Below are 18673 nucleotides of genomic sequence, written 5' to 3' on the forward strand. Positions count from 1 at the left end.
CGATCCTGGACGCAGGGCCGCGTCACGACACGAGGGAGGCCCCGTGGAGTCCGTGCAGGGGAACGCGCCGCAGACCGAGCCGCCCGAGGACGACGAACCCGCCGTCGACCCGCGTGCCCACGCCAACCGGTGGCGCGCGCTCGTCGTCCTGGCGGTCGCGCTGTCGATGGTCGTCATCGACGGGACGATCGTCGCCGTCGCCGTCCCGGACATCGTCGCCGACCTGAACCTCGGGCTGAGCGAGGCGCAGTGGATCAGCGCCTCGTACGCCGTCGTGCTGGCCGCGCTGCTGCTCTCGTCGGGCCGTCTCGGGGACCGGCTCGGGCGACGACGGCTCCTCGTGGTGGGCGTCGTCGTCTTCCTCGCCGGGTCGCTGCTCGCCGCCGCGGCCGACGACGGCGGCTCGCTCATCGTCGGGCGGCTCGCCCAGGGCCTCGGCGCGGCCGCGATCCTGCCCTCGACGCTGTCGACCGTGAACGCGACGTTCCGCGGCAAGGACCGGGCCGCGGCGTTCGGGGTGTGGGGCGCCGTCATCTCGGGCGCCGCCGCGGTCGGCCCGCTCGCGGGCGGGTGGATCACGACGTCGTTCACGTGGCCGTGGATCTTCCTCGTCAACGTCCCCGTCGGCGCGCTCGTCGTGGTCGGCGCCTACCTCTGGGTGCCCGAGACCCGCGCGCACGCGTTCGCCCCCGGGCTCGACCTCGTCGGGCTCCTGCTGTCCGCGCTCGGCTTCGGCGCGCTCGTGTTCGGGCTCATCGAGGGCCAGACGTTCGGCTGGTGGAGCCCGAAGGGCGACGTCGAGCTGCTCGGGGCGACCTGGCCGGCGTCCGCGCCCGTCTCGCCGACCCCCGTCTTCCTCGCGGCCGGGCTGCTCCTGCTCGCGCTCTTCGTCGTGTGGGAACGGCATCGCGCGCGGGTGCGGCGGTCCGCGCTGCTCGACCTCACGCTCTTCCGCATCCCGACGTTCCGGTGGGGCAACGTGACCGCGACCACCGTTGCCGTCGGTGAGTTCGGCATCATCTTCGTCCTGCCGCTCTTCCTCGTGAACGTGCTCGCGCTGTCCACCATGGGCGCCGGGCTCGTGCTCGCGGCGATGGCGCTCGGCGCGTTCCTCTCCGGCGCGTCGGCGCGTCACCTCGCCGCCGCCGTCGGCGCCCCGCTCGTCGTGGTCATCGGCCTCGCGCTCGAGATCGTCGGGGTCGCCGCCGTCGCGCTCACGGTCACCGCGACCGTCTCCCCGTGGCTGCTCGCGGCTCTGCTCGTGGTCTACGGCGTCGGGCTCGGCCTCGCCTCCGCACAGCTCACCAGCACGACCCTCGTGCAGGTCCCCGCCGAGGAGTCCGGCCAGGGCTCCGCCACGCAGTCGACGGCGCGGCAGGTCGGCTCCGCGCTCGGGACCGCGCTCGTCGGGACCGCGCTCGCCGTCCTGCTCGCGAGTGCCGTGCCCGCGGCCCTCGACGGCGAGGGCCTGCCCGACGCCGAGGTCACGCGCCTCGCCGACGCGACGAGCGGCTCCGCCGGCGACGTCATCGCGAAGCTGCGCGCGGAGGGCACGCACGGCGAGCTCGGGCCGCAGGAACCCGAGGTCGTCGACGCGCTCGCGTCCGGGTTCGCCGACGCGACGCGCGGGTCACTGCTCGTCGCCGGAGCGTTCCTGGTGCTCGGCCTCGCGTCCGCGACGGCCGTCGTGCGGGCGTCACGCCGGTCGGGGTGAGGGTCGGGCCCGACGCCGGAGCGAGGGTCGAGCGGCGCGGGGTCGCGCCGAGCCCGGGGCCGGGTCGAGCCGACGCGGGGTCACGCCAGGCGGTGCCAGACGCCCTCGGACACGACCTCGACCGCGCCGTCGACCACGAAGGCGGTCTCGTCGTCGACCGCGTACGCCGGCCCGCCCAGTGCGGCGGCCCACCGCCGCGCCGCGGCCTCCGTGTTGTCGGGCAGGTCCGGGTGGCCCAGGTGGGGGAACATCGAGAAGTCGACGAGCCCCAGCGGCGTCGCGTCCTCGCCGTCGGGCGGCTCCCACCCCACGAACTCCTCGCCGATGCGCGGCGTCAGCGCCATGCTGCCGCCGCTCATCCCGACGTAGACCGTCTCGGTGAGCGACGGCACGAGGTCCGCGAACCCCGACCGCCGCATCCAGTAGGCCAGGTACCCCGCGTCACCGCCCACGGCCAGCAGCACGTCCGTCTCCCGGACGAGCGGCACCCAGCGGTCCGCGGGGATGCTCGGCAGCGCCGTCAGCTCCAGCACGCCGACCGACCCCCACCCCAGCCCCGCCATGTGGTCCGACTCCCCCGTGATGAAGTCCCGGGCGTTCTTCCCCGGCCCCACCCACGGGTGGCCGTACAACGCCGTCGGGATGCACAGCGCCGAGCACTCACCGATCGGCCGACCCAGCAGCCCGACGAGCGCCCCCTCGATGGTCGGGTTCGTGACTCCCCCCGACGTGAGCAACAGCTTCATCGCGTCCTCCTTTGCTCCGACGGTCTGCACCGCAGACCGCGGCGCGGAGGGGAACTCATCGCTGCACCGCCGCACGGCCCGAGAGTCGTACGGCGACCGGCTGCCGACCGGCACGGTAGGCCCTCGTCGCTCGCTACAGCGCGGTCACCGGCGGCGGCCGACGGTCGGACAGCCGACGAGGAGAGTGCCGTGCGACCGAAATCAGACCAACACCCCGACTGGCCCGGATACACGCGTGGACCTGGAAGTCCCGACTGTGGGCACCTCCGCCGATGGGTCCGCCGTTCCTGGTGTCCGCTGTGCTCGTCCCTCTCCCGCCGGGGACGACGGCCTTTCAGTTAGCGGCTCTCACCCCTAGCACCACCGTCCTGATGTGGGAGCAAGCGCGGACCTGCCGATGGCATCCCGCGGCGGATAACGGTTGGCCTGGTCGCGGTGGTGGCGGCAGTCGTGGCGACCTACTACGCCATGCGGATGTGTGGCGGCGTGGGCTGCGCGTTGGGAAAAGTCGCCTGATACGGAACGATGTCGGCCGGAGCCCGGCACGTCGCCGCCGAGCTGCAGGCAACGACGGAGCGCCGGGCAGTAGCGACACCGCCGACGACAGTGGGGTGACGAGCCGCCGAGCCGCCGCGCGTCCTGGCGAGGTCGCCCTCTTGGCCAGTCCGCACGAGGGGTCGATAACTCCGTTTGGCGCGCCCTTGGGTGATAGCAGTCGGACGAATGATAAATCACACCCTCGCCCCGATCGTCTCCGTCACAACTTGGGCTGGCATCTTAGAGTCTCAGATCAAAGCGGCTGTGGGGCTATGAACGCCCGGCAACTAACCCGAGGTTCGCGGTCGAGTGACGGCAACTCTCCTTAGGACGCCCGACAATGAAGTCCCGAGGCGTCGGACCGGCGGCGGCGAGCATTGGGTCGGAGGAGGTGCGAAACAGGGTGGCGACAGGCCGCCGAGTGGCGACGCCATAGGCGCCCCCAAGGCGGGTCCAGGCTGGATCGAGAGCGCAGGCGCGAGGTCGCATGCCGGTGGTCTCGGTGAGAGGGTGCACGCAATTCCAAACGTCACACCCGCGTGGTCGACGGTTCGTTCGCCCTGGCACTGCCCTTCCAGCGCGCGGACGGAGCAAACTGTGTGACCTCCAACGAGAGCCGCCTGAAGTACCGACTCCAGCACAGGCCCAAGGGGCGACGCCGAGGTGGGAATTCCCGTGCCTAGACAGACAAGCAAACTCACCTGCACCTCAAGCCGGGTTGCCGCTGGGAGTCCACCTACGATTGTACTGAGGGAACGGCTAAGAATGATCTTCGAAACCGCCCTCGCCGCGCCAGGCTACGGACGGACGAGCGGGATCCGCGGAGCAACCTTGCGGGCGGAGGCCACCTCCGGCCGACCGACTGTGCTCCGCCTGCCCGCGCCTCTAAACTGTTGGGAGGAGCTTCACGATCCAGCGACTTCGGCTGACCCACCCCGGGGAACTGCTTCTGCCGGATCCAACCTCACGCCGACATGATCCACCTGGAGATACCGACGAGACGGCCACAAGAAAGCGGTCAGGCGACCATCAGCCGCACCACATCCTGTGTCAATATGCGCCGCTCGATCACCAATTCGAGGTATCAAACCCACAGAAACATGGCCCGAAATCTGATAACGCGAGTCGCGCGTAGCAGAAACGTGAGCAGCTCGCACAGTGCCGGTTGAGAACTCCGTCGAGAGTCGCGAAAGAAATCGAATGTGCGCTTGTGGTACTGCAGTCCTCAGTTCGGCATACACATCGGGTCCCACCGCCTTGCCAACGTACGACCTCACCGTCGGCGCGCCCGACATGCGCAACAGAGGTCGAATGTCTCCGGACGCCATGCAGTCAAGAAAGATTGATTCGTGATTCCCAATCAATGGGACAAGCCCCGCCTCGCTCTCATTCTGGATTAGATAGTCGATGACGCCCGCACCATTCGGCCCCTTGTTCAAATAATCGCCCAAAAGCACGGTCGACGCTAGGTCAAACTCTGCAAGCCATGCAACTAAGGACTCAACTGCCTGCAGGTTCCCGTGAACATCTCCGATAAACGCGTACTTGTCACTCATAGAAGGACCTTATCGACCTCTGTGTAGTCAGCATCCACGTTAGATCCTCCCAGAGCAAGCAGCGCCATGGACACAAGTTCATCGTCCTCTCCCCACTCATTCACGATAAGGGCCTCCAGCGACCCGTGACGATTATTGGGAAGCGGACCTATGATGCGCTCAAGCCGAGCGCAACATTCCTCAAGGTCCGAGCGTGCATCAAATCCGGCCGGACGCGAGGCAAGCAACCCTGCTAATCGCGGATCGTTATACCGAGAGGCGATCTCGCGTACCGAGAAGCAAGCTCTATCGGCCGCGATCGCCTCCGCGTAAAGGCAACTTCGGAGCAAGTACTTTGCCTCGCGGAGAAGCCCGGGAAGGTACTTCGGAAGATCTCGCTCTTGCGCACCCAGCACCTGGGCAAAGTGCCGAGCGCGTCTCACCACTCGATCGGTGTCAACGCGGCCCATGCCATCAAGACATGCGGCAAGCCTGCCACTGGGATCCCAGAGGAGTTGAGCGTCACGTGCAAGATGTGCCCCAAAGAGTGAAGAGATACCCGTCATCAGTTGGGCTTCAGTATAGAAGCTCAGCGCTACGCTACCTTCGTGCAGGGTGATCCGAGGCTCCTTCACAAGTGCGAGAAGGTCGAGATCAGAATCACCAACTTCGTCACCACGCGCGCGGCTTCCGTACAGCAGGAGCGCGTCCACGCTCTCGGGGAGAAGTGATATGGCTTGCGCAGTTAACTCACGCGGCACGCCGAGGCCTTCGAGTTTCTGCTCTATTTGAGATTTCATCATGAACGGCCCTAACTCCAGAAGTGCCTATACATCCGACACATGTTGCCCAGATTGCACTACGAGAGCCGAGAGGACCTCCGGGGGATCCGCGACTCCCATCTCAGCATTGATTTCAACACTCCTCCTCGCGTGCATTCTAGACTCTTCTAGTTCTCCAACTCGGCGAAGTGCTTGTGAAAGAACATTCTCGGCCATTGCGGATCCGTACTCGTTTCCAAGTTGTCCATTCAAAACTGCAGAGCGCTTGGCCCACTCAATCGCGTCGCTAGGCCGGCCCTGACGAATCAGGAGCTGCGCGTGTAGAAGATAGACGTTAGCGTGAAGCGAACTAGGAGGAAGTGGTCCGATGCCTGCTAGTGCCTTCCGCGCGTGGCTTTCTGCGTCTTCTATTTGCCCCAGGGCTATCGCATTCCTGGCCAAGTTTACATGGGATTGAGCAACGCCAGGCTGGTCCCCCGCACCGGCCCGGATTGTCAGCGCCTCCTCAAAGCGCTGAGCCGCCTCTGCGAACTCCCCCAGCTTCTGGTGGGATAGTCCCAGGTCATCCAAAATCCTGCATCGGACGCGGCGCGTATAGTCGTCGTTTCGTTGTAGCAGTCCTAATGCTTGCTCCCGACGGAGCTTGCCTTCGAAATAGTTTTTCTCTCGGTGGAGGAGGTATGCCTCAAACGCAAGCGCTTCAGCTACCGATGGTGTATTCAAATCTGCGCCACTCGAAGTCAGATCTGAGATTGCTTCTTTAGCCAGCGCGCGCGCGTCGTGGATTCGCCCTTGCCGGGCAAGCACACGCCCGTAGGCAATCTTCTCCGGTGGCCCTCCAATCGCGATCGCCTGACGGAACGCCTCGTGCCCAAGCTCGGTGGAACCGAGGTCGATGAGTTTCTCGCCACGGCGCCGGAACCTGTCTGCGCCTAAGATGTCGCGGTTAGAGCGCGGCACAAGTTGTATGCTCCGAGGCTCTTTCTTAGTTTGTACTGCCCATCCCCTGAGCCGATCCGCTAGTTTGCTGCGGAAGTCGTTGTTGTTTTCGATAGTCTCGTAGAGCAGGGCTTTTTGGTCTCGAACCTGCTGCTTCAGCTCTTTCACTTCAGAACTTGGAGTGGCTGTTTCGATGAACGCGAGCCAGATATCTCGCATCGGGTGGGACTCTCTACCCAAGCCCAATAGTGCCGTGAAAAGTTCCTCTTCTGTGCCTGATGTAAAGCCTACCGGCCCGCCGGGATTACTTCCCCATGATTCCTTGAATAGACAAATTAGGTAATCGGATCCATCGACTAGTTCGTTGATTGCCTCCTGAGGACGTTGCGCAGTTCCTCGAACAATGTCCCATCCGACCAGCGCGAATTGAGGGCCCCCATGAGCCGCCAGTTCACTGTTGATTTGCTCAACGCAGTGCCTCGCGGCAGTGCGCTCCTCGGCAACATCACCAGGTGAAGCGATGAACACTTGCAGTATCGTCTTGGGATTCACGGTCTGAAGATACCCCACGGCACATCCAAGCCCGGCCCGACACGCTGATATATCCCTGGCGACTGCGGGTGAAGCCGCGGCGCTCTCGAAGGTCCGCGAGTCGGGTCAGTAGGTCTGCCCCGGATGGCTTCGACGAGCTCTTCTCGCGACGTTTGAGCTATTCCTATAGCCAGTTGCTTGGAGGCAAGCGACGCGTGGAGACTGGGTTGTCCGACGCGAAGTCGCGTGCCGCAGCCGATGGCTTTTTTATCTATACTGCTATGAGCGCGTGTGCCTTGAGAGCGTCAGCCTTAAGCGGGAGCGAGTGATTCCTGCGCTTAACCTGTCGATCGGGTATTTGCTGTTCCAGATAGGGATTTGGGACTGCCCCCAAGGGTCGGTTGACTCCTGATGTGTAAGGACTTGGTCCTCGCTTCCAAGGGTGTCACCGTGCCAAGCCCTATCTGCCGAGTCCCGTCGTGACGTGGTCGCTGTTGCCCGTCAGGGCGGCTCGATCGCTGGCGCAGGCGCCAAGCCCGACTCGGACGCTTGGCACCTGTCGAGTGAGAGACCGTCTACGCTGCTGACACCCTGGCCCTCGCTGCCTGGCTCGAAGAGTTACGGCCCTGGGGCAGCTCCGAGTAATCCAGCGCCGAATTCTGGCGGCACCCGATACCGTTCGCCGACAAGCGAAGCCAGACCCCGGCGACCGGCTCCGCTGTGATTACTCCACCGCAGATGAGATCTCGCGCGATGCGCCTGGCTTCGAGGTCGTTCCCGGCGACAGTGTGCCGTCTGGCCTGCCCGGTTCGATGCCTTAGAGGTCGAGTCCACTCAACGTCGAGTCCACTCAACAGGGCGAGGACGCCCGACACGGTCTCCTCCGAGTCGAGTCGCGCCGACAACATGCGTGACAGCAGGGGCATCAGGGAGTGAAGACAGAGGGCCGGGTACGACGAAGGACCCCACAGCCGCGGAGTCTCGCGGGTGGGGCCCTTCGGGTGGCGGTAGCGGTGGGATTTGAACCCACGGTGGACTTTCACCCACACACGCTTTCGAGGCGTGCTCCTTAGGCCGCTCGGACACGCTACCTCGCCGGGATACCCGGCCCAGGAAGGATACCTGGTCACACCCCCGGACACCGAATCGGCCGGTCAGCCGCTCCTGCACCGGGTCACTCACGCCCCGCTCGACGCCCGCGCGGAGCCGGACCACCCGGCCCGCCCCACGCCGTCGGGCATCACCCGCCGCCGGACCGCGCGGGCGTCACGAACCCCGCCAAAAGGCACGGGCGTCACTTCCCGGCGAGCGCCTCGGCGAACAGCGGGGTGACGTTGTCGATCGCGTAGATCACGGCCGTGGGCGTGCCGAGCGAGAAGGCGTTGGAGAGGTCCTTGTCGTCGAACACGACGTAGCGGCCGTCGGCGACGGACGGCACGGTCTGGAAGATCGGGAGCGCCTCGACGTCGGCGGCGTTGAAGCCGATGGGCTGGATGACGGTGAGGTCGGCGTCGAGCAGGTCGACGTTCTCGGTGCCGAGGGTGGCGGAGAACTCCTCGCCGGCGGCCTCGTCGATCTCGGGCTTGGTGTCGAACCCGAGGCCCTGCATGAACTCGCCGCGGCTGGAGGTCGAGACGTAGGCGCCGAAGCCCTCGGCCCAGTAGGACCCGATGACGGCGGTCTTGCCCGCGAACTCGGGGTGGTCCTCGCGCGCGGCGACGAACGCGTCGTCGACCTCGGCGAGCAGCTCGTCGCCGGCCTCGCTGCGCCCGAGGGCGGCGGCGATCATGCCGACCTGGTCCTCCATGGGCGTGAGGTAGGCCTCGCCGCCCTCGGGGATGGCGACGGTCGGGGCGATCTCGGAGAGCCGCTGGTACCGCTCGGGGTCGCCGGACGACTTCACGTCGAGGATGACGTCGGGGTCGAGCACGGCGATCTGCTCGTACGACGGCTCGAGGGTGCCGATGATCTCGGGCGACTCGTCGTACGCGTCGGCGAGCCACGGGCCGACGCCGTCGCCGCCGAACGCGAGCCAGTCGCTCGCGCCGACGGGCTGGACGCCGAGCGCGAGGGCGGTCTCGGCGTCGCCCCACCCGAGCGCGACGACGCGCTCCGGCTCCTCGGGGATCTCGACGTCGCCGAACGCCGTGGGGATGGTCACCGGGAAGGTGTCCGCGGCGCCGTCGGCGGTCGCGCTGCCGGACGGCGTGGGGTCGCCGGAGCCGTCGCCGGGCGAGCACGCGGCGAGCGCGAGGACGGCGAGCGCGGACACGGCCGCGAGCGCACGGCGGGGACGGGTGGTGCTGGTGCGGTGCATGGGACTCCTCAGTCCTCGAAGATCTGGCCGACGGGCTCGCGCTTCTCCGCCTGGAAGCGGTCTTCCGCGCGGCCGTAGGCCCAGTAGCCGGAGAGCGACAGGTCGGCGCGCGGCACGCCGCGCTCCGTGAAGACGCGGCGCAGGGCCTTCATGGCCCCGCGCTCGCCGTGCGCGAAGACGTGGACGCGGCCCTCGCGCCACGGGAGGTCGGCGACGGCGTCGGGCAGGAGCGTCGTCGTCCCGGCGGGCGCGTCGCCGCGCAGCACCCAGGTGACCTGGACGCCGTCGGGCGCCTCGAGCGGCAGGCGGTCCGCCTCGGTCCCGACCTCGAGCACGGCGTGCCCGACGGCGTCGCGCGGCATGGCCTCGAGCGCGGCGGCGATCGCGGGGAGCGCGGAGTCGTCGCCGGCGAGCAGGTGCCAGTCGGCCGCCGGGTCGGGCAGGTACCCGCCGCCGGGGCCGGAGAGGACGAGGCGGTCGCCGGGCTTCGCGCGCGCGGCCCACGGCCCGGCGAGGCCCTCGTCGCCGTGCACGACGAAGTCGATCGCGAGCCGCTGCGCCGCCTCGTCGACCCAGCGCACGGTGTACGTGCGGGTGACGGGCACGTCCTCGGGCGCGAGCGTGTCGCGCAGCGCCGCGACGTCGTAGGGCGGCTCGAGGCCGAGCTCGGGCTTGGCGAAGTAGATCTTGACGTACTTGTCGGTGTGCTCGTTCGTCGTGAACGCGGCGAACCCGTCGCCCCCGGCGACGACGCGCACGAGGTGCGGGGAGAGCCACGCGGCCTCGAGGACCTCGAGGACCGTCTGGGGGCGGGCGCGCCGCGGGGCGGGCGCGGTGGTGGTCGACATGACAACCTCTCGTCGGTGACTTAGGTGAGGCTAACATCACCGCCTGGGCGCGAGGTCGTGACGCCGGTCACCGCCCTGCGGAGCAGCGCGAGTCGCGCGGTCGTGGGGCCCGAGGGAACTCATACACGCACCCTGTGCCCTCCACAGCGACCGCACAGGCTCGACCGGCGGAATGAGGACGTCCTCGACCACGGCGCCCAGCGCCCCGGCACCCGGAGGCCTCGTGTCCCAGCCCGTCCTGTACCTCGTCGACCTCGTCGCGGTCACCGTCCTCGCGTTCGGCCTCTACTTCCCCCGGCACCGCCGCCGTGACCTCGTCGTCGCGTACCTCGGCGTCAACGTGGGGGTGCTCGCGGTCGCGGCGACGCTCGCGACGAGCAGCGTCGGCGCCGGTCTGGGGCTCGGGCTCTTCGGCGTCCTGTCGATCATCCGCCTCCGCTCGACCGAGCTCTCGCAGACCGAGGTCGCCTACTACTTCGCGGCCCTCGCGCTGGGCCTCCTCGGCGGCCTCGGCGCGACCACCGGCTGGATGTCCCTCGCCGGCATGGCGCTCGTCGTCGGGGTGATGGCCGTCGTCGACCACCCGCGCGTCCTGCGCCGCGCGCAGAGCCAGACCGTCGTCGTCGACCGCGCCCTCGCCGACCCGGCCGAGCTCACGCGCTACCTGGAGGAGCTGCTCGGCGCCGAGGTCCGCGGGGTGAGCGTGCAGCGCCTCGACCTCGTCAACGACACGACCTGGGTCGACGTCCGCTGGACCGCCCCACGGACGCCGCGCCGAAGCGCGCGCCCGGCCCGTCCCGCCGTCCTGCCCGACGACGTCCCCCCGCTCGCGGCCGACGCCGCGCCGCTCCGCGTGGCCGCCACGGCCCCGGACGGTCTCCCCGCCCGGACGGGGGTGCGCGCATGAGCCCGCAGACCCTCCCGGCCGACGACCGCGTGCGCGCCGCCCTGCAGCCGCTCGCCGGGGTGGACCTCGACGAGCTCGTCGGGACCGCCGCGCTGCTGACCCGGGTCGACCGGAAGTACGTCCTGCCCGTGGACGACGCGGTCGCCGTGCTCGACGCCCTCGCCCGCACGACCGCCGCGCGCGTCCTGGAGATCGACGGCGCACGCAGCGCGGCCTACGAGTCGGTGTACTTCGACACGCCCGACCTCGCGTCGTTCCGCCTCACGGCGACGCGCCGCCGTCGGCGGTTCAAGGTCCGCACCCGCACGTACCTCGACTCCGGCACGAGCTTCCTCGAGGTCAAGACGCGTGCCGCGCGCGGCACGACGCTCAAGCAGCGCGTCGCCCACGACTGCCCGACGGCGCTCGACGGCGGGCAGGAGTTCGTCCACCGGACGCTCGCCGCCGAGGGCATCGACGGCGTGCCGGAGCACGCGCTGGCACCCGGCCTCGTGTCGCGGTACCGCCGCACGACGCTCCTGCTCCCCCGGCCCGACGGCGCCGCGCGCGCCACCGTGGACACCGGGCTCACGTGGGAGCTCGACGGGCCCGACGGCGCCCGGCCCCTCTCCTGGCCCGTCAGCCACCTAGCGGTCGTCGAGACGAAGGGCGGCTCGACGCCGTCGGACCTCGACCGGCTGCTGTGGCGGCACGGCCACCGCCCCGAGCGGATCTCGAAGTACGGCACCGGGCTGGCGCTGCTGCGCCCCGACCTGCCCGACGGCCCCTGGCGGCGCGTGATCCGCCGCCACCTCACCCCCTCCCCAGGCGGCACGACGTCCGACCGGACTCCCGCCCACCACCTCGCCCGACAACCCGCCCGCACCCCCGGGCACGACGACAGGAGCCTGTGATGCGCATCCGACGACCCCTCACGTACCTCACCGCGGCCGCGGCGGCCGCCGTCCTCGCCGGCTGCTCGGTCCTGGGCAGCGACGCCGCCACGGACGACACGTCCGCGAGCGCGAGCACCACAACCTCGACCACCGCGTCCGACGCCGTCGCCGGCCTCACCCCGGACGAGGCGCGCGCCGACAACACCGAGGTGACGGTGGACGACGCCGACCTCGCGGTCGACGAGGCGTCGGCGACGACTGTCGCGCTCGACGGCGGCACCGCCACCGTGGACGGCGACGGCGTGACCGTCGACGGCGCGACCGTCACCGTGACCGCCCCCGGCACGTACGTGCTGAGCGGCACGCTGGAGGGCCACGTCGTCGTCGACACCGCCGAGGACGGGCTCGTCCAGCTCGTGCTCGACGACGCCGACATCACCTCCCCGACCAACGCCGCCGTGAACGTGCAGGACGCGGAGAAGGTCGCGGTGGTCCTCGCCGACGGTTCGACGAACAGCCTCACCGACGCCGAGGAGCCCTCCGAGCTGGACGCCGACGGCGAGCCCGACGGCGCGCTGTTCTCGACGGCCGACCTCGTGATCGGCGGCGACGGCGCGCTCACCGTGACGTCGCACGCGAACGACGGCATCGTCTCGAAGGACGGCCTCGTCGTGGCGGGCGGCGACCTCACCGTCGACGCGGGTGACGACGGCCTGCGCGGCAAGGACTACCTCGTCGTCACGGGCGGGACGCTCGACGTCACCGCCGCGCAGGACGGGCTGAAGTCGACCGAGGACGGCGACAAGACCCTGGGGTTCGTCGACGTGCGCGGCGGGGACGTCACCGTCACGTCGGGCGACGACGGCGTGCAGGCGGTGACGGACGTCGTCGTCTCCGGCGGCACGCTGACCGTCACCGCGGCCGGCGGCGCGGGCTCCGACGTGAGCGAGGACGCCTCCGCGAAGGGCCTCAAGGGCGACGTGGGCGTCGTGGTCGGCGACGACGCGACGGTCACCGTCGACGCCGCCGACGACGCGCTGCACTCGGACGGCGCCGTGTCCGTCTCGGGCGGGACCGTCGAGCTGTCGTCCGGCGACGACGGCGTGCACGCCGACGGCGACGTCACCGTCTCCGGTGGCGACCTCACCGTCACGACGTCCGTCGAGGGCATCGAGGGCGCGACCCTCACGATCTCCGGCGGTGACGTCGACGTGACGGCGAGCGACGACGGTCTCAACGCGACGGTCGGGTCGACGACGGGCACCGGCGAGGGCGACGCGGCGGCGGGCGGCTCGGCGGCGGGCGACACGGCACCAGGCGGCTCGGCGGCGTCCGGCTCGTCCGACGGCACGATGCCGGAGCCGCCGGACGGTGCACCGGGCGGGACGACGGGCGGGACGACGGGCGGCACCCCGCCGGAGATGCCGGCCGACGGCGAGATGCCCGAGCCCCCGCAGGGCGGCGACCTGCCCGACGGCGCCGAGCCCCCCGACGGCGCCGACCTGCCGCAGGGCGGCCCCGGCGGCGGGGCGGGCGGCATGGCGGGCGGCGGCATGGACGCCGACGACGGCTCGTCGCTGACGATCTCCGGCGGCACGCTCACGATCGACGCCGGCGGCGACGGGATCGACTCGAACGGGTCGCTCACGGTCACGGGCGGCGAGACGGTCGTCCAGGGCCCGACGAACGACGGCAACGGCGCGCTCGACGTGAACGGCACGTTCACCGTCTCCGGCGGCTCGCTCGTCGCGGCGGGCAGCGCGGGGATGGTCGTCGTCCCGGCCACCGACTCCGAGCAGGGCTGGCTCGCCGCCGACATCTCCGCGAGCGCCGGCGACACCGTCACCGTCACGGCGGCCGACGGCACCGTCGTCGCCGAGCTCACCGTCACCAAGGAGACGGCGAACGTCGTCGTCTCCTCCCCCGACGTGACGACCGGCGAGACCTACACGGTGACCGCCCCGTCCGGCTCGGTGACCGCCGTCGCGGGCGAGTGGTCGGGCACCGCAGGCCCGGGCGGCGCCGCGCGTCGGCCCGGCACGGCAGGGGACGGCGCGACGGAGGACGGCGCGACGACGGAGGACGGCGCGACGACGGAGGACGGCGCGACGACGGAGGGCAGCACGCCTTCCGGCACGATCACCGAGTCCTGACCGCGCGTCCCCCCGCCCGGAATCACGGCCCGCGCGTTCCACCGAGGTAGAGCCCCGGTCCCGCGAAGTAGAGCCCCGGTCACGCGAGGTAGAGGCGTGGTCACAGCTCTACCGACCCGACCGCGGCTCTCCTTCGCGTGAACCGCGGCTCTACGTCGCGTGACCTGGGCTCTACCTCGCCCAACCATGGCTCTACCTCGCGTGGACCACGCCTCTACCTCGCCCAACCATGGCTCTACCTCGCGTGGGCCACGCTTCTACCTCGCCCGACCACGGCTCTACGTCGTGGGACCTCGCGTCTCCCTCGGGGTGACCAGGGCTACCTCGGCGGGCCGGGGTTCTGCCCTCGCTCTCGTCGTACCGTGGGAGACGTGCCCACCGACCCGACCGCACCGTCCCCGACCGACCCGACCGAACCGACGACCGCCTCCCCCGCGCACGTGGCGACGTCGGCCGCCGACCTGCCGTCCGCCGTCCCGACCCTGTCGTCGCGGCTCGCGTGGCGGCCGAGCCAGCCGCCGGCGGGCGCGGAGCCGGCGCCGCGGACGGGGACGGTCGAGGACGCGGTGGAGCTGCTGCGGGGGCTGCGGGTCACGGCGCTCACGGGCGCGGGCGTGTCGACGGACTCGGGGATCCCGGACTACCGCGGCCCGGACTCGCCGCCGCGCAACCCGATGACGTACCAGCAGTTCGTGCAGGACGAGGCGTTCCGCCGCCACTACTGGGCGCGCAACCACGTCGGGTGGCAGCACGTGCACCGCACGCACCCGAACGCGGGCCACCGGGCGCTGGCGCGGCTGGAGGACGCGGGCGTGCTCGTCGGGCTCATCACGCAGAACGTGGACCTGCTGCACGAGGACGCGGGCAGCCGCAACGTCATCGACCTGCACGGCCGCTATGACCGGGTGATCTGCCTGCAGTGCGGGCGCGTCATCTCGCGCGAGCACCTGGCCGAGCGCCTGACCGCGCTCAACCCGGGGTTCCTGGAGAGCATCGGCGACGTGGGCGACGTGGAGATCGCGCCGGACGCGGACGCCGTGATCGAGCAGACGTCGCACTTCCGGCCCGCGCCGTGCGAGTTCTGCGGCGGGGTCCTCAAGCCGGAGATCGTGTACTTCGGGGAGAACGTGCCGCGCGAGCGGGTCGACCGTGCGTTCGCGATGGTCGACGAGGGCGACGCGCTCCTCGTCGCCGGGTCGTCGCTCACGGTGCTGAGCGGGCTGCGGTTCGTGCGGCACGCGGCCAAGGACCGCAAGCCGGTCGTCATCGTCAACCGCGGATGGACGCGCGGCGACCCGCTCGCGACGCTCAAGATCGAGGCCGGCACCACGGAGACCCTCACCGCCCTCGCCGAGGCGCTCGCGCGCTGAGGCGACCGACCCACGAGCGGTGGGGAGGAAGGACGGCGCCGGGTCGTGGCGGGCCTGGCGGGAGGCGCCGAGGGACGAGGCCCCGGATGGTAGACCCGGCGCCGTCCTTCCTCCCCTCCGCGACCGCGACGACAGGGGGTGCGCTCAGCGCTGCGCGCCGAAGAAGTCGCGGAGCAGCCGTGCGCACTCGTCCTCGCGCACGCCGCCGACGACCTCGACGGCGTGGTTCGCGCGCTGGTCGCGCACGAGGTCCCACACCGAGCCGGTCGCGCCGGCCTTCGGGTCCCACGCCCCGAGCACGAGCCGCTCGACGCGCGCCAGCACGAGCGCGCCCGCGCACATGACGCACGGCTCGAGCGTGACGACGAGCGTGCAGCCCTCGAGGCGCCACTCCCCCCACGTCGCGGCGGCCTGGCGCAGCGCGAGCACCTCGGCGTGCGCGGTCGGGTCGCCCGTCTCCTCGCGCCGGTTGCGCCCCACGCCGAGCAGCCGCCCGTCGGGCCCGACGACGACCGCCCCCACGGGCACGTCGGCGCTCGCGAGCGCGTGGGTCGCCTCGTGCAGCGCGAGGCTCATGAGGGCGTCCCACGTCCGGCGGCGCCCCGCGACCGTGGCGGGCGGGAACGCGCCCTCCGTCGCGGGGATCGCGAGCCCGCGCGGCACGGTGCCCGACGCCGTCCCCTCCTCCGGGTGCGCGAGGTCGCCTCGGTGCGCGGGGTCGCCCGAGCGGGCGGGGCCGCCCGGGTGGGCCGGCTCGCCGGGGTGGGCGGCGTCGTCGGGCACGGGACCTCCGGTCGGTAGGAGCGGGCCGCACCAGGCTAGCGACCGGGCGCCCACCCCGTGCGCAGATCGGTTACCGGCCGGTACGGCGGACGGCCCGCGGTCCGATACCGTTGTCACCATGCGCCTGCACGTCGCCGACCACCCGCTCGTGGCCCACAAGCTGACCGTCCTGCGGAACAAGGAGACGACGTCCTCGACGTTCCGGCTCCTCGTCGACGAGCTGGTCACGCTCCTCGCCTACGAGGCGACGCGGGACGTGCGCGTCGAGCCGCACGAGATCGAGACGCCCGTGACCAGGACGGTCGGCGTCCGGCTCGCGGAGCCGCGCCCCCTCGTCGTGCCGATCCTGCGCGCGGGCCTCGGCATGCTCGAGGGCATGACGCGCCTCCTGCCCACGGCGGAGGTCGGGTTCCTCGGGATGCAGCGCGACGAGGAGACGCTCGAGGCGGTCACGTACGCGAACCGCCTCCCCGACGACCTCACGGGCCGGCACGTGTTCCTGCTGGACCCGATGCTCGCGACGGGCGGCACGCTCGTCGCGGCGATCGACTACGTCTTCGCGCGCGGGGCGCGCGACGTCACGGCCGTGTGCCTGCTCGCCGCCCCGGAGGGCATCCAGGTGCTCGAGAACGCGGTCGGCGAGCGCGTCGACGTCCAGCTCGTGGTCGCCGCGGTCGACGAGCGCCTCGACGAGAAGGCGTACATCGTGCCCGGGCTGGGCGACGCGGGCGACCGCCTGTACGGCGTCGTCTGACGCTCCCACCTGCACGAACACCCGCCGGGACACCCCGGCCGCCCGCTCCGCACGCCCGGAACGCGAGATCGCCGCGGTCCGCATGCTGAGAACTTCCACGGCTCCTCTTGGCGTGCCGTGCGCTCCGCTGCCATGCTCGCTCCCGTGAGCACCTCGACCCGTCCCGTCAGCGCGCCGTCCGGCGTGCTGGGCGCGGTCGTGTGCGTCTGTTGTCAGGCCTGAACCCTCTCCCGCACCTCGGTTCAGCCCTCGACCCCTGCCGACCCGCCGGACTCCCGGCGTCGCCGTCGGCCCGACGCACCCGGAGCCACCCATGACGCTCACCGCTACCCGCACCGCACGCCGCACGCCGTCGGCCCGCGTCCCCGCCGCCCGGGCGACGACGCCGCGCCCCACCGCCCCGCGGCCCGCCCCCGCACCCCGCGCGGCGGCGCCCGAGCCCGTCGCCCCGCGGCGCAACCCCGGCTTCGTGCTCTACGTCGGCGTCGACGCCGCGCCGGGCGAGCAGCCGCAGGCGCAGCTCGTCGAGCTCGCCGAGGCGCTGGGCGAGCTCGCACGCGACTGGCTGCCGAGCGCCGAGACGTACACGGCGCTCGCCCTCGCCGAACCCACGACCGCGACGACGTCGCCCGTCCAGGACATCGCCGCGTTCCGCGAGCGGCTCGCGACCCTCTCGCCCGTGCCGCGCGTCGTCATCGACCCCGCGGGGCGCACGGTCACCGTGGAGGGCCGCTCCGCGCGCCTGACCTTCCGCGAGCTCGAGCTGCTGTCGTACCTCGCGCGCACGGCGCACCGGGTCGTGACGCGCGCCGAGCTGCTGGAGACCGTGTGGGCCGACCACGAGGTCGCGAGCGGCAGCCGCACCATCGACGTCCACGTGCGACGCCTGCGCGAGAAGCTCGGGCTGGAGCACGTCATCACCACGGTCCGCGGGCTCGGCTACCGGTTCGACCCGCAGACCCCTGTCGTCCTCGGCGGCTCGGGGGACGCCGCCTGAGGACCGCGCTGCCGGGCCGCGGTCGACGTGGGGGTACGTGGGGGACCACGCGCCCGGCAGCGCAACCCCCTCCTGTGACGACCCTCGCACGCCGCCCGCTCGCCGGGCGCGGACGCGCGTGCGGCGATACGTTCGGCCCATGCGCACAGTCATCGCGGGAGGTCACGGCCAGGTGGGCCGTCGCCTGGCCCGGACGCTGGTGGAGCGCGGGGACGACGTCGTCGCCTTCGTGCGGTCCGCCGCGCAGATCACGGATCTCACGGAGCTCGGCGCGCACGTCGCGCTCGTCGACCTCGAGAAGGACGACGCCGTCGCGGTGTCCTTCGAGCTCGAGGGCGCGGACGCCGTCGTGTTCGCCGCGGGCGCCGGACCCGGCAGCGGGGCGCCGCGCAAGGACGCGGTCGACCGCGCGGGCGCGGCCCTTCTCGCCGACGCCGCCGAGCGCGCCGGGGTGGGGCGCTACGTCCTCGTCTCGTCGCGGGGCGTCGAGGCGGCCCGCGCCGACGAGCGCCCCGACGGCGTCGACGACGTGTTCTGGGCCTACCTGCGCGCGAAGGCCGCCGCGGAGGACGACCTGCGCGCCCGCACGGACCTGCAGTGGACGATCGTCCGGCCCGGCCGTCTCACCGACGACCCGGGCGTCGGGCTCGTGGCCCTCGCCCCCGTGGGCGACGGCGACAAGCCGCGCGGCAAGCGACGCAAGCCCGGCGCCGCCGTGGGCGAGCGGTCCGACGTGACGCGCGACGACGTCGCGCTCGTGCTCGCGGCGGTGCTCCACGAGCCCCGCTCGGCCGGTCTCGTGCTCGACCTCGTGGGTGGCGACCGCCCTGTCGAGGACGCGCTGGCCGACGTCCTGCCGTGACCGACCGGCCCGGCGACGGGCGT

General features: G+C 71.2%; 15 protein-coding genes and 1 tRNA gene. 8 read left to right on the top strand and 8 right to left on the bottom strand.

Annotation, left to right across the window (positions count from 1 at the left end):
• Nucleotides 1-43: 43 nt before the first annotated feature.
• Nucleotides 44-1714, top strand: coding sequence for a DHA2 family efflux MFS transporter permease subunit (locus HKK73_RS16300; RefSeq protein ID WP_171468401.1), 1671 nt, complete (start codon nucleotides 44-46; stop codon nucleotides 1712-1714).
• Nucleotides 1715-1794: 80 nt separating this feature from the next.
• On the opposite strand, the gene HKK73_RS16305 is transcribed toward HKK73_RS16300, so the two are convergent.
• From HKK73_RS16305 to HKK73_RS16335, 7 genes are all read right to left on the bottom strand, one after another.
• Nucleotides 1795-2460, bottom strand: coding sequence for a Type 1 glutamine amidotransferase-like domain-containing protein (locus HKK73_RS16305; RefSeq protein ID WP_171468402.1), 666 nt, complete (start codon nucleotides 2458-2460; stop codon nucleotides 1795-1797).
• 1442 nt (nucleotides 2461-3902) lie between these two features.
• Nucleotides 3903-4553, bottom strand: coding sequence for a metallophosphoesterase (locus HKK73_RS19440; protein ID WP_171468403.1), 651 nt, complete (start codon nucleotides 4551-4553; stop codon nucleotides 3903-3905).
• Nucleotides 4550-5335 carry a nucleotidyltransferase domain-containing protein gene (locus tag HKK73_RS16315; RefSeq protein WP_171468404.1) on the bottom strand — a complete coding sequence of 262 codons (786 nt, stop codon included), beginning with the start codon at nucleotides 5333-5335 and terminating at the stop codon, nucleotides 4550-4552. The genes HKK73_RS19440 and HKK73_RS16315 overlap by 4 nt, the downstream gene beginning before the upstream one ends.
• A 24-nt stretch (nucleotides 5336-5359) precedes the next feature.
• Nucleotides 5360-6805, bottom strand: a complete 1446-nt coding sequence (locus HKK73_RS16320) for a tetratricopeptide repeat protein (protein ID WP_171468405.1) — start codon at nucleotides 6803-6805, stop codon at nucleotides 5360-5362.
• A gap of 981 nt (nucleotides 6806-7786) precedes the next feature.
• Nucleotides 7787-7876: transfer RNA gene (locus HKK73_RS16325), tRNA-Ser, on the bottom strand.
• Nucleotides 7877-8078: 202 nt separating this feature from the next.
• Nucleotides 8079-9101 (bottom strand): iron-siderophore ABC transporter substrate-binding protein, encoded by a 1023-nt coding sequence (locus tag HKK73_RS16330; protein ID WP_171468406.1) that lies wholly within the window; start codon nucleotides 9099-9101, stop codon nucleotides 8079-8081.
• A gap of 8 nt (nucleotides 9102-9109) precedes the next feature.
• On the bottom strand, nucleotides 9110-9949 hold the full coding sequence (locus tag HKK73_RS16335; RefSeq protein WP_171468407.1) for a siderophore-interacting protein: 840 nt from the start codon (nucleotides 9947-9949) through the stop codon (nucleotides 9110-9112).
• A 223-nt stretch (nucleotides 9950-10172) separates the two neighbouring features.
• Between HKK73_RS16335 and HKK73_RS16340 the strand changes: the two genes are divergently transcribed.
• From HKK73_RS16340 to HKK73_RS16355, 4 genes are all read left to right on the top strand, one after another.
• A complete protein-coding gene (locus tag HKK73_RS16340) occupies nucleotides 10173-10856 on the top strand; it encodes a DUF4956 domain-containing protein (RefSeq protein ID WP_253705677.1) in 684 nt (227 codons plus the stop codon).
• Nucleotides 10853-11749: a polyphosphate polymerase domain-containing protein gene (locus HKK73_RS16345; protein ID WP_171468409.1), complete on the top strand. Its 897-nt coding sequence runs from the start codon at nucleotides 10853-10855 to the stop codon at nucleotides 11747-11749. Before HKK73_RS16340 ends, HKK73_RS16345 begins: the two co-directional genes overlap by 4 nt.
• Nucleotides 11749-13884, top strand: coding sequence for a carbohydrate-binding domain-containing protein (locus tag HKK73_RS16350; protein ID WP_171468410.1), 2136 nt, complete (start codon nucleotides 11749-11751; stop codon nucleotides 13882-13884). Before HKK73_RS16345 ends, HKK73_RS16350 begins: the two co-directional genes overlap by 1 nt.
• 566 nt (nucleotides 13885-14450) lie before the next feature.
• Nucleotides 14451-15254, top strand: a complete 804-nt coding sequence (locus HKK73_RS16355; protein WP_253705963.1) for an NAD-dependent protein deacetylase — start codon at nucleotides 14451-14453, stop codon at nucleotides 15252-15254.
• 144 nt (nucleotides 15255-15398) lie between these two features.
• On the opposite strand, the gene HKK73_RS16360 is transcribed toward HKK73_RS16355, so the two are convergent.
• Nucleotides 15399-15830 (bottom strand): nucleoside deaminase, encoded by a 432-nt coding sequence (locus HKK73_RS16360; RefSeq protein ID WP_171468806.1) that lies wholly within the window; start codon nucleotides 15828-15830, stop codon nucleotides 15399-15401.
• Between the two features lie 325 nt (nucleotides 15831-16155).
• Between HKK73_RS16360 and upp the strand changes: the two genes are divergently transcribed.
• The 3 genes from upp to HKK73_RS16375 all read left to right on the top strand — a co-directional run bounded on the left by upp (nucleotide 16156) and on the right by HKK73_RS16375 (nucleotide 18650).
• Complete coding sequence (gene upp, locus HKK73_RS16365; RefSeq protein ID WP_171468411.1) at nucleotides 16156-16791, top strand: uracil phosphoribosyltransferase; 636 nt, start codon at nucleotides 16156-16158, stop codon at nucleotides 16789-16791.
• A 313-nt stretch (nucleotides 16792-17104) separates the two neighbouring features.
• Nucleotides 17105-17788, top strand: coding sequence for a winged helix-turn-helix domain-containing protein (locus HKK73_RS16370; RefSeq protein ID WP_171468412.1), 684 nt, complete (start codon nucleotides 17105-17107; stop codon nucleotides 17786-17788).
• Nucleotides 17789-17927: 139 nt separating this feature from the next.
• Entirely contained in the window at nucleotides 17928-18650 is a 723-nt protein-coding gene (locus HKK73_RS16375) for an NAD(P)-binding oxidoreductase (RefSeq protein WP_034651883.1), read from the top strand.
• Nucleotides 18651-18673: the final 23 nt, after the last annotated feature.

Source organism: Cellulosimicrobium sp. 72-3, assembly GCF_013127315.1.
Classification (GTDB): Bacteria; Actinomycetota; Actinomycetes; order Actinomycetales; family Cellulomonadaceae; genus Cellulosimicrobium; species Cellulosimicrobium funkei.

What these genes read in the sequence shown, in the direction of transcription:
- HKK73_RS16305 (WP_171468402.1), bottom strand. Translation starts at nt 2,460, where the DNA reads ATGAAGCTGTTGCTCACGTCGGGGGGAGTCACGAACCCGACCATCGAG.
- HKK73_RS19440 (WP_171468403.1), bottom strand. Translation starts at nt 4,553, where the DNA reads ATGAGTGACAAGTACGCGTTTATCGGAGATGTTCACGGGAACCTGCAG.
- HKK73_RS16315 (WP_171468404.1), bottom strand. Translation starts at nt 5,335, where the DNA reads ATGATGAAATCTCAAATAGAGCAGAAACTCGAAGGCCTCGGCGTGCCG.
- HKK73_RS16330 (WP_171468406.1), bottom strand. Translation starts at nt 9,101, where the DNA reads ATGCACCGCACCAGCACCACCCGTCCCCGCCGTGCGCTCGCGGCCGTG.
- HKK73_RS16335 (WP_171468407.1), bottom strand. Translation starts at nt 9,949, where the DNA reads ATGTCGACCACCACCGCGCCCGCCCCGCGGCGCGCCCGCCCCCAGACG.
- HKK73_RS16345 (WP_171468409.1), top strand. Translation starts at nt 10,853, where the DNA reads ATGAGCCCGCAGACCCTCCCGGCCGACGACCGCGTGCGCGCCGCCCTG.
- HKK73_RS16350 (WP_171468410.1), top strand. Translation starts at nt 11,749, where the DNA reads ATGCGCATCCGACGACCCCTCACGTACCTCACCGCGGCCGCGGCGGCC.
- HKK73_RS16360 (WP_171468806.1), bottom strand. Translation starts at nt 15,830, where the DNA reads ATGAGCCTCGCGCTGCACGAGGCGACCCACGCGCTCGCGAGCGCCGAC.
- upp (WP_171468411.1), top strand. Translation starts at nt 16,156, where the DNA reads ATGCGCCTGCACGTCGCCGACCACCCGCTCGTGGCCCACAAGCTGACC.
- HKK73_RS16370 (WP_171468412.1), top strand. Translation starts at nt 17,105, where the DNA reads ATGACGCTCACCGCTACCCGCACCGCACGCCGCACGCCGTCGGCCCGC.
- HKK73_RS16375 (WP_034651883.1), top strand. Translation starts at nt 17,928, where the DNA reads ATGCGCACAGTCATCGCGGGAGGTCACGGCCAGGTGGGCCGTCGCCTG.